Annotated in this window: 14 protein-coding genes; 8 read left to right on the forward strand and 6 right to left on the reverse strand. The window is 69.4% G+C overall.

Annotated elements, in window-relative coordinates:
* Positions 1-90 precede the first annotated feature (90 nt).
* Both EST54_RS06095 and EST54_RS06100 read left to right on the forward strand, forming a co-directional pair.
* On the forward strand, positions 91-1,245 hold the full coding sequence (locus EST54_RS06095; RefSeq protein ID WP_244942448.1) for a metallophosphoesterase: 1,155 nt from the start codon (positions 91-93) through the stop codon (positions 1,243-1,245).
* A gap of 229 nt (positions 1,246-1,474) precedes the next feature.
* Positions 1,475-2,359 (forward strand): G protein-coupled receptor family protein, encoded by an 885-nt coding sequence (locus EST54_RS06100; RefSeq protein WP_174857399.1) that lies wholly within the window; start codon positions 1,475-1,477, stop codon positions 2,357-2,359.
* Positions 2,360-2,573: 214 nt separating this feature from the next.
* On the opposite strand, the gene thiC is transcribed toward EST54_RS06100, so the two are convergent.
* A complete protein-coding gene (gene thiC, locus EST54_RS06105) occupies positions 2,574-4,361 on the reverse strand; it encodes a phosphomethylpyrimidine synthase ThiC (RefSeq protein WP_129245806.1) in 1,788 nt (595 codons plus the stop codon).
* A gap of 219 nt (positions 4,362-4,580) precedes the next feature.
* Here thiC and EST54_RS06110 point away from each other — a divergent pair, with 219 nt between their 5' ends.
* A complete protein-coding gene (locus EST54_RS06110) occupies positions 4,581-5,993 on the forward strand; it encodes a YibE/F family protein (protein ID WP_129245807.1) in 1,413 nt (470 codons plus the stop codon).
* A gap of 177 nt (positions 5,994-6,170) precedes the next feature.
* Here EST54_RS06110 and EST54_RS06115 read toward each other — a convergent pair whose 3' ends face one another.
* The 4 genes from EST54_RS06115 to EST54_RS06130 all read right to left on the reverse strand — a co-directional run bounded on the left by EST54_RS06115 (position 6,171) and on the right by EST54_RS06130 (position 8,967).
* Positions 6,171-6,593, reverse strand: coding sequence for an SsgA family sporulation/cell division regulator (locus tag EST54_RS06115; protein ID WP_040898836.1), 423 nt, complete (start codon positions 6,591-6,593; stop codon positions 6,171-6,173).
* Positions 6,594-6,697: 104 nt separating this feature from the next.
* Entirely contained in the window at positions 6,698-7,465 is a 768-nt protein-coding gene (locus tag EST54_RS06120; protein ID WP_372448238.1) for an IclR family transcriptional regulator, read from the reverse strand.
* A 719-nt stretch (positions 7,466-8,184) separates the two neighbouring features.
* Positions 8,185-8,409 carry a DUF5326 family protein gene (locus tag EST54_RS06125; protein ID WP_129245810.1) on the reverse strand — a complete coding sequence of 75 codons (225 nt, stop codon included), beginning with the start codon at positions 8,407-8,409 and terminating at the stop codon, positions 8,185-8,187.
* A 240-nt stretch (positions 8,410-8,649) separates the two neighbouring features.
* Positions 8,650-8,967, reverse strand: a complete 318-nt coding sequence (locus EST54_RS06130) for a cupin domain-containing protein (RefSeq protein WP_006604374.1) — start codon at positions 8,965-8,967, stop codon at positions 8,650-8,652.
* 48 nt (positions 8,968-9,015) lie between these two features.
* Here EST54_RS06130 and EST54_RS06135 point away from each other — a divergent pair, with 48 nt between their 5' ends.
* The 5 genes from EST54_RS06135 (at position 9,016) to EST54_RS06155 (ending at position 12,909) form a co-directional block, all read left to right on the forward strand.
* Positions 9,016-9,393 carry a phage holin family protein gene (locus EST54_RS06135; protein ID WP_129245812.1) on the forward strand — a complete coding sequence of 126 codons (378 nt, stop codon included), beginning with the start codon at positions 9,016-9,018 and terminating at the stop codon, positions 9,391-9,393.
* 3 nt (positions 9,394-9,396) lie between these two features.
* Positions 9,397-10,035 (forward strand): low molecular weight protein-tyrosine-phosphatase, encoded by a 639-nt coding sequence (locus EST54_RS06140; protein ID WP_129245814.1) that lies wholly within the window; start codon positions 9,397-9,399, stop codon positions 10,033-10,035.
* A complete protein-coding gene (locus EST54_RS06145; RefSeq protein ID WP_129245817.1) occupies positions 10,032-11,159 on the forward strand; it encodes a cystathionine gamma-lyase in 1,128 nt (375 codons plus the stop codon). The genes EST54_RS06140 and EST54_RS06145 overlap by 4 nt, the downstream gene beginning before the upstream one ends.
* A 327-nt stretch (positions 11,160-11,486) precedes the next feature.
* Positions 11,487-12,383 (forward strand): LysR family transcriptional regulator, encoded by an 897-nt coding sequence (locus EST54_RS06150; protein WP_129245819.1) that lies wholly within the window; start codon positions 11,487-11,489, stop codon positions 12,381-12,383.
* A gap of 46 nt (positions 12,384-12,429) precedes the next feature.
* Positions 12,430-12,909 (forward strand): NUDIX domain-containing protein, encoded by a 480-nt coding sequence (locus EST54_RS06155; RefSeq protein ID WP_006604379.1) that lies wholly within the window; start codon positions 12,430-12,432, stop codon positions 12,907-12,909.
* A gap of 22 nt (positions 12,910-12,931) precedes the next feature.
* On the opposite strand, the gene EST54_RS06160 is transcribed toward EST54_RS06155, so the two are convergent.
* Entirely contained in the window at positions 12,932-13,849 is a 918-nt protein-coding gene (locus EST54_RS06160) for a pyridoxamine 5'-phosphate oxidase family protein (RefSeq protein WP_129245821.1), read from the reverse strand.
* Positions 13,850-13,872 lie beyond the last annotated feature (23 nt).

Here is a 13,872-nt window from a genome sequence, read left to right on the forward strand (position 1 = left end):
CATTCCTATGATGGGCGCACGACACCGCGGACCGCCGTCGACCAGGCAAAGGTCCGAGAGGTGCACGGCGGCGCGACGGTGGAGGGGTCGATGACTCAGGGGGCCAGTCAGGGACCCATGGTGTGGACCATGGCGGGAGAAACTCCGGCGTCTGTACCGCCGCCCGGAGTGCCCTCCGGCATGTCCGCAGGGTCCCCCGTGCCGCCGGCCGGCCCTCCGCTCCATCTGCCCGCCGGCTCCCCGGCCGCGCCGCCTGCCGCGCCCCCCGTGGTGCCGCCCGCCGCCCCGCCGGCCGACATGCCCGAGGAGTACACGCCGACCGCGCGTGACCTGCCCATCATCGAGCCCGGCCGGACCGAGACCCTGATCGACCGCCCGGCCGTCGTCCCGGTGCCCGAACCGGCCCCGGACCCCGACGCGCCCGACGGCTTGGGCCCGTTGTACGTCGTCGGCGATGTGCACGGCTACTACGACGAGTTGCGCGAGGCGCTCGCCGCCGAGGGCCTGATCGACGCCGACGGCAGCTGGGCGGCCGGCAACGCCCGGCTCTGGTTCCTCGGCGACTTCACCGACCGCGGCCCGGACGGCATCGGCGTCATCGACCTCGTCATGCAGCTCTCCGCCGAGGCCGCGGCCGCCGGCGGCTACTGCAAGGCTCTGATGGGCAACCACGAACTGCTGCTGCTGGGCGCCAAGCGGTTCGGCGACACCCCCGTCCAGTCAGGTGCCGGCACCGCCTCCTTCCAGGCCGCCTGGCTCCTCAACGGCGGCCAGAAGACCGACATGGACCGCCTGGAGGACCACCACCTCCAGTGGATGGCCCGGCTGGACGCCGTGATGGAGGAGGACGGGCATCTGCTCGTGCACTCCGACACCACCGCCTACCTGGATTACGGCGACTCCATCGAGGCCGTCAACGACACCGTGCACGACGTGCTCACCCGCAGCGAGGCGGACGAAGTCTGGGATCTGTTCCGCAAGTTCACCAAGCGCTTCGCCTTCCGCGACGAGTCCGGCTCCCAGGCCGTGCGGGAACTCCTCGACGCGTACGGCGGCGACCGCGTCGTCCACGGCCACAGCCCGATCCCGTATCTGCTGGGCGAGGTCGGCGCGGAGGACGGCGAGAGCGAGAGTGTCGCGGTCGACGGTCCGCATGTCTACGCCGACGGTCTGGCCATCGCCATGGACGGCGGTATCACGATGGCCGGGAAGCTGCTGGTCGTTCAACTTCCTTTGGCCGGCTGAGCGTTATCGGGTCAGCCGGACACGGGGCGGGAGGCCGGAGGCCAGGAGGGAAGCGGGTGACGACACGGGCGGAAACCGGTCGCGGCATTACTCAAATTCCGCAAACTCTCTGTCACGCCGCGCCGGAGTCGCTCTACCATCGGTCTATCCGTAGCAGGCTCTCCTCCGTTTCCGCCCACTACCCGGCCCACGCCGGCCGTACGGCCCTACGGAGCATCGGGGGATCCATATGAACAGCGCTCCGCACCTGCTGAACGAGGACCGCGCGGAATTTGCGCGCATCCTCGATGAGGCGCTGCGTACCGCCGAATACCGCCCGGGCGACCTCACCGGCGCCGCGGGAAAACAGCTCAGCACCGAGCAGTTGCGCGCGATGGCGCTCAGCGCCACCACCGCCATCGCCGCCTGCGCGACGGCCGAATATCAGCGCTATGTGCAGCTCCGCGCCGAGGTGCGCGCGCCGGCGCGTGCGCCGTCCGTGGCTACTACGGACGGCACGGAGCCGACCGGGGCCGCTGACGCGAGTGCGGGACCGGCCACCGCCGCCGCGATGGACGAGGCCGAAACCACCGGCGCCGGGCTGACCGCCATGATCGCCGTGCTCGCCCCGGTCCTCGCAGGCATCGCCGCCGTCCTCTTCCTCCTCATCGGATATGTGCTGAGCGCCATCAGCCCCGACAAGTCCCTGGCCCGGCCGCTGATCAGCGTCGGCTGGATCTTCGCGGCGCTGACCGCCGCGGGCACCCTCGTCGCGATGGGCGGTCTGCTCGTCACCGCGCTGCGCAACGGCTCGACCGCCCAGACCGCCGGAGCCGATGACGTGGGCGAGGCGCTGCAGCTGGCCCGCGAGGCCTGGCGCAGCGCCCTCCTGGAGCGTGGGCTGCTGCCGTTTCTCCGAGAGGCCCTCGCCGACCCCGCGGCCACGCCCGACGACGACCCCACCCGCTACGTCCCCCGCCGCAGCACCTCTCCCGAGAGCCGTATTCCGACCCTCGGCTACACCCGCCCCGAGTTCACCAGCCCCGACAGCGGCTCCTCCGGCTCCCGTCCGCGCTACTCCAGCCCGGACTTCACCAGCCCGGAATACGGCGGGCCGGACCACCAGCCGGAGTAGGGCCGCGCCGGGATTGCCGCGCACCGGAACAGACCGTGCCGGGGCAGGCCGTGCCGATACGGGCATCGGTGCGGCGTACGTCCCGTCCCGACACCGGGGGCCATCGACGTCGGAACCACCCCTGGCAGGAATCCCCGGCAGGAATGCCGAAGCGCTGTCCGGGCGGGAAAACAGGAGGTTTTCCCGCCCGGACAGCGCGAACGGCAAGGCCGGGTCAGTCGGCCAGCGGCAGGTACACCCGGTTCCCAGCGGCGGCGAACTCCTTGGACTTCTCCAGCATCCCCGCCTCGACCTCCTCGGGCGTCGCGTCCGCTTCCCCGCCGAACTGCTCGGTGATGCTCCGGCTGATCTTCATCGAGCAGAACTTCGGCCCGCACATCGAGCAGAAGTGCGCCGTCTTCGCCGGCTCGGCAGGCAGCGTCGCGTCGTGGAAGGCACGGGCCGTGTCCGGGTCGAGGGCCAGGTTGAACTGGTCCTCCCAGCGGAACTCGAAGCGTGCGTCGGAGAGCGCGTCATCCCATTCCTGGGCACCCGGGTGGCCCTTGGCCAGGTCCGCCGCATGGGCCGCGATCTTGTACGTGATCACGCCGGTCTTGACGTCGTCGCGGTCCGGCAGACCCAGGTGCTCCTTGGGCGTGACGTAACAGAGCATCGCGGTGCCCCACCAGGCGATCATCGCCGCGCCGATACCGGAGGTGATGTGGTCGTAGGCGGGCGCGATGTCGGTGGTCAGCGGGCCGAGCGTGTAGAACGGCGCCTCTTCGCAGATCTCCTGCTGAAGGTCGATGTTCTCCTTGATCTTGTGCATCGGGACATGCCCGGGGCCCTCGATCATCGTCTGCACGCCGTGCCGCTTGGCGACGGTGTTCAGCTCGCCGAGCGTCCGCAGCTCCGCGAACTGCGCCTCGTCGTTGGCGTCCGCGATGGAGCCGGGGCGCAGACCGTCACCGAGCGAGTAGGTGACGTCGTAGGAGGCGAGGATCTCGCAGAGCTCCTCGAAGTGCGTGTAGAGGAACGACTCCTTGTGGTGCGCCAGGCACCAGGCCGCCATGATCGAGCCGCCGCGGGAGACGATGCCGGTCTTACGGCGGGCCGTGAGCGGGACATAACGGAGCAGCACGCCGGCGTGCACCGTCATGTAGTCCACGCCCTGTTCGGCCTGCTCGATGACGGTGTCCTTGTAGATCTCCCAGGTCAGCTCCTCGGCCTTGCCGTCGACCTTCTCCAGCGCCTGGTAGAGGGGGACGGTGCCGATGGGGACGGGGGAGTTGCGCAGCACCCACTCGCGGGTGGTGTGGATGTTGCGGCCGGTGGAGAGGTCCATGACCGTGTCGGCGCCCCAGCGGGTCGCCCAGGTCATCTTCTCCACCTCCTCCTCGATGGAGGAAGTGACCGCCGAATTACCGATGTTGGCGTTCACCTTCACCAGGAAGTTCTTGCCGATGATCATCGGCTCGATCTCCGGGTGGTTGATGTTCGACGGCAGCACCGCGCGCCCGGCCGCGATCTCGTCGCGCACGAACTCGGGGGTGACCTTCTCGCGGACGGCGACGTACTCCATCTCCGCGGTGATCTCCCCGCGCCGCGCATAGGCGAGCTGGGTGACCGCCGCGCCGTCGCGGCCACGGCGCGGCTGGCGGGGGCGGCCCGGGAAGACCGCGTCGAGGTTCTTGAGCCCGCCGCGCGGGGAGGTGTGCTTGAGGCCGTCGTCCTCCGGACGCATGGGGCGGCCGGCGTACTCCTCGGTGTCGCCGCGGCCGATGATCCAGTTCTCCCGCAGCGGCGCCAGGCCGCGGCGGACATCGGTTTCGATATTGGGGTCGGTGTATGGCCCTGACGTGTCGTAGAGCGTCACGTCCTTGCCATTGGTGAGATGCACCCGTCGCACCGGAACCCGAAGGTCCGGGCGCGATCCGGAGACATAGCCCTTGTGCCAGCCGATCTGCGGCTCGTTGCCGTCGCCGGCACCGTTTTCGGGCGTGCGTGCATCCTGCAGAGTCATATGACCCAACTCCCTACGCCGGCATTACCCGGTAACAGGTTCGGCGGTCGACGCAGCGGCTTCCGTCCATGGGCGTTTCACGTGAAACGCCGCTGGGACGAAGGTCAGCGCCCTCTCAGCCCGGTGCTCCGAGCTCCCGCGATTGCAAAGGTGGCACCACGGTAGCGGCCGGTCCGCCGCGGTGAACAGGGGGCCCGGACTTCTTGCGATGATCGGGCGGTGCCTCCTCACGAGTCCCACCGCCACTCCGCCCCGCACTCCCATGGTCATGGCCACGGTCCTGCGGCGCCCGTCTCCCGGCATCTGCGCAAGGTCATCGCGGCGGTGCTGATCCCCTTCGCCGCCGCTGTGGCCGTCGGTCTGCTCGTGCTCTGGCCCGGCGGTGCACCGCCCCACAAACCGTCCGGTGTCGGCTTCGACCAGCCCACCGAGCGGGCGAGAGTGACCGAAGTGGCGGAGGTGAACTGCGCGGACGTCCATGCCGAGCAGCAACCCCAGCCGCCGTCGCCGGGCGGGCAACCACCGACCGGGGGAGCGGACAAGGGCAAGCCCTGTCAGCAGGCGACGATCGAGGTCACCACGGGGGAGAACGCCGGGCGCACCTTCAAGACGGTGGTCACGCCGGACGCCCTGCGCCACTACACCACCGGCCAGGACGTGGTGGTGGCGTACTCCCCCAAGGCACCGAAGGAACTGCAGTACGCGGTCAGCGATGTCGACCGGTCGCTCCCGATGTGGGTGCTGGCGGCGATCTTTGCCCTCGCGGTGGTGCTCGTCGGCCGGCTGCGCGGCGTCCTCGCGCTGGTGGCGCTGGCGGCCAGCTTCGTGGTCCTGACGCTGTTCATCCTCCCGGCGATCTTGCAGGGTTCGAACCCGCTGGTGGTGGCGGTGGTCGGGGGCAGCGCGATCATGCTGATCGCGCTGTACCTGTGCCATGGGCTGACGGCTCGCACGTCGGTGGCCGTGCTCGGGACCCTGGCGTCACTGCTGTTGATCGGGCTGCTCGGGTCGGTGTTCATCAACTGGGCGCTGCTGACCGGCAATACGGACGACACCACCGGACTGGTACACGGCCTCTTCCCGGACATCGAGATCCGCGGTCTGCTGCTGGCGGGGATCATCATCGGATCGCTCGGTGTGCTCGACGACGTGACCGTGACGCAGACCGCCGCGGTCTGGGAGCTCAAGGAGGCGGACCCGTCGGCCGGCTGGCGCAAGCTGTACGGCGCCGCGATGCGGATCGGCCGGGATCACATCGCGTCCGTCGTCAACACCCTCGTGCTGGCTTACGCGGGCGCTGCACTGCCGTTGCTTTTGCTGTTCTCGATCGCACAGAGCAGCGTCGGCACGGTCGCCACGAGCGAAGTGGTCGCGGAGGAGATCGTCCGCACGCTGGTGGGCAGCATCGGGCTGGTCGCCGCGGTACCGCTGACGACGCTGCTGGCGGCGCTGGTCGTCTCCGCGGACCGCAGGGAGCCGGGCCTGGCCGAGGTCGCCGACATGTCGGCAGAGGGAGAAGGCTCGGGAGTCGGTACGCACACCGGGGAGCCGATTGCCGCCGGAGGGCTGGCGGACGCGATGGCCGGCCCGAAGCGGCGGCGCGGGGGACACGGCAGACGACGCAAGCGGTGAGGGTGACCGCAGGCGGGAGGGGTGCGCGGCCCAGGCGGGGAGGGGCGGACGGGTACGCGGGATGACCTACGTACCCGCTATGACCCCGGCTTGGACGGTCGGTGCGGGGGCGGAGTTGCGGGAGGACGCCGGGGCGGAGTCGGGGCTGGGCGCGCGGGCGGGGTCGGCCGGCCGAGCTCAGCCGGCCGGGGCCTCGGTGAGGATCCGGTCCAGTACGGCCTCCAGGGTGTCGCAGACCTCTTCCTTGCCGAGCGGTACGAGCCGGTCCGTACGGTCCAGGAAAGCCACCAGTGGTGCCGCGCTCACCCGGAACAGCGCACGCTCGGAGCCGACTTGAAGGCTGATGAAGACGTCGCTGAGGTGCTCGGGGGAGGCCGGCTCGATACGCACATCGCCCTCACCGGACGGTCGGCTCAGCCCGTCGAGCAGCAACTCCCGGCCGAACGCCCAGGTCACGGGGGCATCGCCGGGCAGATCGAAGGTGAGGCGGACGGCGAAGGGATCGGCGCTGGCGAAGTCCAGCTCCACCGGAATCCGGAACGCAAGCTCATCCGAGACGACGAAGCTCATGATCACTTCTGCCTGAACTGTGTCGGTCATCAACCACTGCCCCGCACTTGATCGGAGATGGCCGGGAAACATCCCCCGTAGCCCTATTGGCGCCATCGTCTGCCAGGTGCCAGCAGATCACAAGGAGTGAGTTTTCAGATACTGATAGAGAAGGCGAGTGTCGTTAGTGTCGCCTCCGCCATTTTCCGTAGTCGGTCTGTAACGGACCGCAATCGATGCAGTTCGTTCGCGGGCAAGGAAATCGCCAGCGCAGCAGAGGCCGCCCCGACCTGAATGGGGATGGCCGCACACACCGTGCCAAGGGCATATTCCTGACGCTCATAAGCGACTTGACCGCGACGCACTGTATCCAAGCGGTGCAGCAAATCGTCCTCAGTTCGCACAGAAAAGGGCGTTATCGACTGGACGGGATAGCGCGCAAGATGCTCCTTCCTGGATGCCTCGTCAAGCTGCGCGAGCAGACACTGCCCCATCGCATGAGCATGGGCCGTGGTGCGGAAATCGACCCACTCCTCCACGGGCGGCCGCGCCGGATCATCGGTGACCGCCACCACCTCGACTTCACCCTCGCGGTAGACAGCGAAGTAGACGGCGGCATGCAGTTCCCGCCCGGCCACCGCCAGAGCTTCGGAGATCTGTGCCCGTTGCCGGCGCCCGGCCCCGGCCCGGCCGATGGCCTCGGCCGCCGCACCGAGAACGAACACACCCTGCTCGCGGTGCAGATAGCCCTCGTGCGTCAGGGTCCGCAGCAGGTGGTAGGTCGTCGGCAGCGGCAGCCCGGTTTCCCTGGCGAGCTGCTTGGCGGGCGCACCGCCAGGATGCGCGCCCACCGCTTCCAGGAGTCGGAGCGCCCGCTGCACCGATCCGATCAAGGTGGGATGAGCGGCGGATTCGCCATTCACAACTGACAATGCCAACCCCCAGATCCGCTCGCAGTGGGGCACGGGGCCCCGGTCACGGGACCCACTCCCGCAACCGCGCGCGTCTCCCAGACCCCCGCGATGCCGCCCGGACCGGTCTCGCCTCACTCGAATTTCCGGAATACCACCATCCGGAAGACGCCTGCGCGCCGCACTCTAACTCGGTCGATCCGGGCGGTATGGGGAAATTCAGGGAGTTACCTCACCCAGTGCATGTGTGGACTTGAGTGGGCGGGATGGATTCGACATCGAAATCGATTGCGCCACCCTTGGGCGATTTGGTGCGGTGCCGATCGGACGTGATGGGTGTCGGTGGCGGCCGGTGGGTGGTGGTGAGTCGTTGGTGGCCTGTCGGTGTTGGTGAGTCGGTGGCGGTGACGGCCCAGGGGTGTTGGTGAATCGGTTGCGGCTCATGGGCGTTGGTGAATCGGCGCGGTGAGCCGGTGGCGGTCGGTCGAGCGTGTCAGTTGCGTCGTGCCAGTCGGGCTGCGCCGGACGCGGCCACTGCCATGTGGTGCCGTACGCGCGGCGACCGCCGTGTGATGCCGTGACGCCCGAAGGCTGCCGTGAGTGTGGGACGGCCCGCGCGGGGCGTGCGGAGTCAGACGTCAGCCGTGTGAGGCAGGGTGCGACGCGCGGGCCGTGGGGTCGGACGGACGGGGGCGGGCGACGGGGTCAGGCCGGCCGTCCCGGTCTGCGGCCTACCAGTCGCTCTTGGACGAGGACGAGGACGAGCCGGTGAACCTGCGGACCAGGTAGATGGCTCCGGCGATCAGGGCCGCCGCGATGAGGACCTTGAACAGCAGGCCGATCAGGATGCCGAGCGCGGTGGCAATCAGTCCGCCGAAGACAACGATCAGGATGACGGGCACCACGACCCAGGTGACCCACCACGGAAGCCCTGTGAATATCCCCTTACCAGCCACTGCTCTGCCCTGCTTTCTGTCTGTCGCGCTGTCGCTGTGTGCACCGCGCCATCTGTTCGTTGCGTTGTCCGCCTGCTGCGCCGTATGTCGCGCCGAGGGATCGTTCCGCGTGCTGCGTGTCGGCCGCCGCCCGCTTCCGTTCCCTTCCATCACGATGCTAGGACGCTGACCGCTGCCGTGGGAGCCGCACAGCCCCCACCCTCCCCTGACCCTTCCCCTACGGGTCCCGGGGCCCGTCCCTTAGCTCTCAGGAGGAGAGAAGACCACCATCACCCGGAGGTCCTCGCTGATGTGGTGGAACTTGTGGGGCACCCCGGCCGGTACATAGACCACGCTGCCGCGCGCCACCGACTCCGTCTCCGTCCCGACGGTGATCGCCGCGCGGCCGCTGACCACGAGATACACCTCGTCCTGGGCGTGCGGCTGCTGCGGATCGATACTGCCCGCGTCCAGCGCATACAGCCCGACCGACATGTTGCGTTCCCGGATGAACTGCAGATATGCACCGTCGTTCGCGGCCCGCTCCGCCTCCAGCTCATCCAGTCGGAAAGCCTTCATGCCGTTCGCACCCCTCGATAGTTCAGAATCGTCTGCGACGATCTCACCATGAAGCATTTTCTGGTCAAGACGATCGCCAACGCCGCGGCGCTTGCCGTGGCCATCTGGCTGCTCAAGGACATCACGCTCACCGGTGAGAACACCGGCCGCAAAATACTCACCCTGATCCTGGTCGCGCTGATCTTCGGGCTGGTCAATTTCATCGTCAAGCCCGTGGTGAAGCTGCTTTCCTTCCCCCTGTTCATCCTCACCCTCGGCTTGATCACGCTGGTCGTGAATGCCCTGATGCTGTTGCTCACCTCCTGGCTCGCCGGCAAGGCCGACCTCGCCTTCCATGTGGGCGGCTTCTGGGCGGCACTGGTCGGCGGCGTGATCGTCTCCATCGTGGCCTGGGCGATGCACGTGATCCTTCCCGACGAGGACTGACCTTTGAACGCCCCGTTCCGCATCTGCTTCGTGTGTACCGGCAACATCTGCCGGTCGCCGATGGCGGAGTCCGTCTTCCGCGCCCACCTCGCGGAGGACGGACTCGACGGCCTGGTCGAGGTCGACAGCGCCGGCACCGGCGGCTGGCACGAGGGCGACGGAGCCGACCCGCGCACGGTCGCCGTACTGCGCGCGGGCGGCTACGCACACGCCCACACCGCCCGGCAGTTCCGCGCCTCCTGGTTCGACCGACTCGACCTGGTCATCGCGCTCGACTCCGGCCATCTGCGCGCGCTGCGCAGCCTCGCCCCCACCGAGCAGGACGCCGCCAAGGTCCGGCTGCTGCGCTCATATGCCAAGGGCGCGGCGGGCGCGGCGGCGGACGCCGGCCCGAGGGAACTCCCCGGCCTCATCTCCGACTCCTCCGACTCCGACCTCACGGGTGACCTGGACGTACCCGATCCGTACTACGGCGGCTTCGCCGGCTTCGAGGAGTGCCTGGAGATGATCGAGACCGCGAGCGAGGATTTGCTGGCAGCGGTCCGTACCGCGCTCACGTCCCGCGCCGTGGTCGCGGCCGGCGCGCCAGGGCACGACGCCCCGCGGGACCCGCACAGGTCGCGGGCCAAGGAGCGCGCATGACGGGCGACGGCACCCGCGTCGTACGGGCCGGGCTTCCGGAGCCCGAGGCATACGAGCCGACGCTCCCCGGGCCGGTGTTCGCGGCCCACTACCACCTGCCCGGCGATGCCGTCGGCCCGTATACGTACGGCCGCGACGCCAACCCGACCTGGACCCGTCTGGAACAGGCCATCGGCGAGCTCGAATCGCCGGAGGAAACCGCCCATACCGTCGCCTTCGCCTCCGGAATGGCGGCCATCACGGCTGTCCTCTTCTCGCAACTGCGCACCGGCGACGCCGTGGTGCTCCCCAGCGACGGCTACCAGTTGCTGCCGGCCGTACGGACCCGCCTGGAGAGCTACGGCATCGAGGTCCGTACGGCGCCGACGGCGCACGACGCACAGCTCGATGCCCTGGACGGCGCCCGGCTGCTGTGGATCGAGTCACCTTCCAACCCCGGCCTCGACGTCTGCGACATCCAGCGGCTGTCCGACGAGGCCCACCGTCGCGGCGCACTGGTCGCCGTCGACAACACCCTCGCCACCCCACTCGGCCAGCGGCCGCTCGCACTCGGCGCGGACTTCTCGGTGGCCAGCGGCACCAAGGCGCTGACCGGCCATGGCGATGTGCTGCTGGGATACGCCAGCACCCGTGATGCCGCGCTGGCCGATGCCGTACAGCTGTGGCGCAAGACCGTGGGCGCGATCCCCGGCCCCATGGAGAGCTGGCTCGCGCATCGCTCACTCGCCACGCTCGCGCTGCGCGTCCGCCAGCAGTCGGCGGGCGCTCTGGCGCTGGCCGCCGCGCTGGCCGACCGACCCGAGGTCACCGGCCTGCGCCACCCCGGGCTGCCGTCCGACCCGGCCCACGCGCTCGCCGCCCGGCAGATGCGCCCGGGCTGCTTCGGCTCCGTGGTGTCCTTCACGCTGCCCGACAAGGCCTGCGCGGAGCGGTTCCTGGCGGCGCTGACCTTGGTGGACGACGCGACGAGCTTCGGGGGTGTGCGGTCCAGCGCCGAGCGCCGGGCCCGCTGGGGCGGCGATGCGGTGCCGGAAGGCTTCATCCGCTTCTCCGTCGGCATCGAGGAGCCGGAAGATCTGATCGCGGATGTCACCCGGGCACTGGACGCGGCCACGCGGAACTGACCCAACCGACCGGGATGACCTGCACACACAGCATGAACTGCACACGACGGAACGGCTCGAACAAAACGAGTGAGCCTTGCGCCCGGCGCACCTGAAGCAACAAAAGAAGGCCGGCAGGGTATCCCCCCTCGTCACCCTGCCGGCCTGCGGTTCCACGTGGCTCGAGCCCACGCGTTTCACGTGAAACCAAATGTTCCACGTGAAACGACCGCTCGAACAAGGCTAGTTGACTGTGCGTCAGTGTCCAATCACGCTAGCGACACAGCCCTATCGACAAATTTATAGTTGGCCCGCGACCAGGCTTCCGACGGGCGCAGGAGGTACGCGATGGATCTGGCCCTGCTGCGCACCTTCGTCACCGTGCACCGAGCCGGCTCCTTCACTCGCGCCGCGGCCTTACTCGGCCTCTCCCAGCCCGCGGTGACCAGCCAGATCCGGGCGCTGGAACGCCAGTTGGGCCGCCCGCTCTTCCTCCGTTACGCCCGCGGCGTCACCCCCACCACCATCGGCGATGAACTCGCGCACAAAGTGGCGCCGCACCTGGACGCGCTCACCGAGATCACCGAGGCCGGCCTGGACCGGGACTCCGTCACCCGCACCCTGCATCTCGCCGGCCCCCCGGAGTTCCTCGCCGAGCGCGCGCTCCCCGCGCTGACCCCGCTGATCGCCCAGGGCCTGTCCATACGCACCGCCTTCGGCTCCGCGGAGGAGCTGCTGACCGGCCTGTCCTCCGGCCATCACGATCTGACGGTCACCACGGCCCGGCCCCGCGGCGGACTGCTCACCGCCACCCCGCTGTGCGACGAGGAGCATGTACTGATCGCCGCACCGTTATGGATGGACCAACTGGGAGGACCTGCGGAACTGCAGGCCGGGGGCGCGCGGGTGCTGGATCCCGTACCGCTCGTCGAGGTCCACGAAAGCCTGCCGCTGATCTCGCGCTACTGGTCCGCGGTCTTCGACGCCAAGCCAGCTGCCTCCGCCACCGTGATCGCTGCCGACCTCCGGGCGGTGCTGTCCTGCGTGGCGGCCGGTGCGGGGATCGCCGTACTGCCCCGCTATCTGTGCGCCGACGCGCTGGACAGCGGCGAGATCGTCGCCCTGCTCGACCCTCCGGTACCTCCGCTACGGACCTACTTCCTGGCCGTACGGCACGGGACGCTCGGGCTGCCGCATATCGCGCGGGCGCATGAGTGGCTGCTGCGGGCCGCGGCCTCCTGGTGAGCGAGGCACGGGTTTCACCAGGCCTCGGCTGCGGCATCTGTCCCCTATGAACGTACGGCCTGTCGTCAAACGCACCGCCCGCGCGATTCTGCTGGACGGAGCGGACCTCGTTCTCATCAAGCGCACCAAGCCGGGCCGGGCACCGTACTGGATCACTCCGGGAGGCGGTGTCGAGCCCGAGGACGCCACGGTCATCGACGCCCTCCACCGTGAGCTGGACGAAGAGCTGGGCGCGAAGATCAAGGACGTGGTGCCGGTCTTCGTCGACACCGTCGAGCACTTCAGCGACGGCGGGGTGGACGGCGTGAAGGTGCAGCACTTCTTCGTCTGCCGGCTCGACTCCATGGATCTCTCCCGCCGACACGGCCCCGAGGTGGACGAACCCTGCGGGGACTACGAGATCGTGCGGGTGCCCTTCACCCGCGTCGGCATCGCCTCCGTCGAGGTCGTACCGCTGTCGCTACGGCACTACCTGGACGGCAATATCGAGGGCGTACGGGCGATGCACGCCCCCGACCTGGGCTGACGAACCACGGCGGCGGGCCGGCTCAGGCGTCGCGCCGGCCGAACCATCCCCGGAAGGCAGGGTCGTCCTCCACGGGCCCGCGGGGCCGGGCCCGGGCGAGCACCTGCTCGACCCGGTCGAGGAACTCCGCATTCAGCTCCTCGACGACATCCTCCCGGCCGGCCACCCGGGGCCCGGCCCCGGCCGCCGGACCGGCCTGTGCGGCACGAGACGTGGCGGCGGGCAGCGGAGCCGCATCCTGGTACACCGCGTCCTCGATGTCCTCGTGCAGTCCGCCACGGAGGTGTTCGTTCCGGTGCGCCGCGCGCCGGAAGGGCGGCCGCTCACCCGCCTCGGCCGCCGCGCCGAAGAAGTCCCCGCCCTTGCGCTTGACGTCATCGGTGCCCCAGGCCCGCGCCCCGCGCTGCTGCGCCGGGACCTTCTGCAGATGCGGGATGTGCTTGGCGCAGTGGATGTACGCCTCTTCGACCTCGACCGTGACCCACAGCTGGGCGCGCCGCCCGGGGACCGGGTCGACCGGGAGATCGTCGTGGTGCGCCCGCATCTCTTCGTCCATGAGGACCCGGGCGCGTCCGTTGATGTGCAGCCCGATGCGGTCACGGGTGAAGTCGATCATCATGATGCCCAGGCGCGGGTTCTCCGAGATGTTGCCGATGGACGCCATGACACCGTTGCCACGGTATTCCGGGTACGCCAGCGTCCGGTCGTCGAGCACCTGGACGAAACCGGGCGGCCCGGCCCGGAACGTCGAGTCGCATTCACCGTGCCGGTCGGCCGTGGCCAGGAAGAACATCTCCTGTCGGGCCACGAACTCCTGCATACGGACGTTGAGATGGTCCAGGACCTGATCCCCGTAGAAACGGTCTGCGCGCTCGGTGGTACCGAGCCTCTGCTGAACCAGGTGTTCGCCGTCGCTCCCGGGGCGTTCCTGCTGCGCCATGCCCCACCTCTACCTCTCCCCTG

The organism is Streptomyces sioyaensis, from assembly GCF_004122735.1.
In the GTDB taxonomy this organism is placed as follows: Bacteria; Actinomycetota; Actinomycetes; order Streptomycetales; family Streptomycetaceae; genus Streptomyces; species Streptomyces sioyaensis.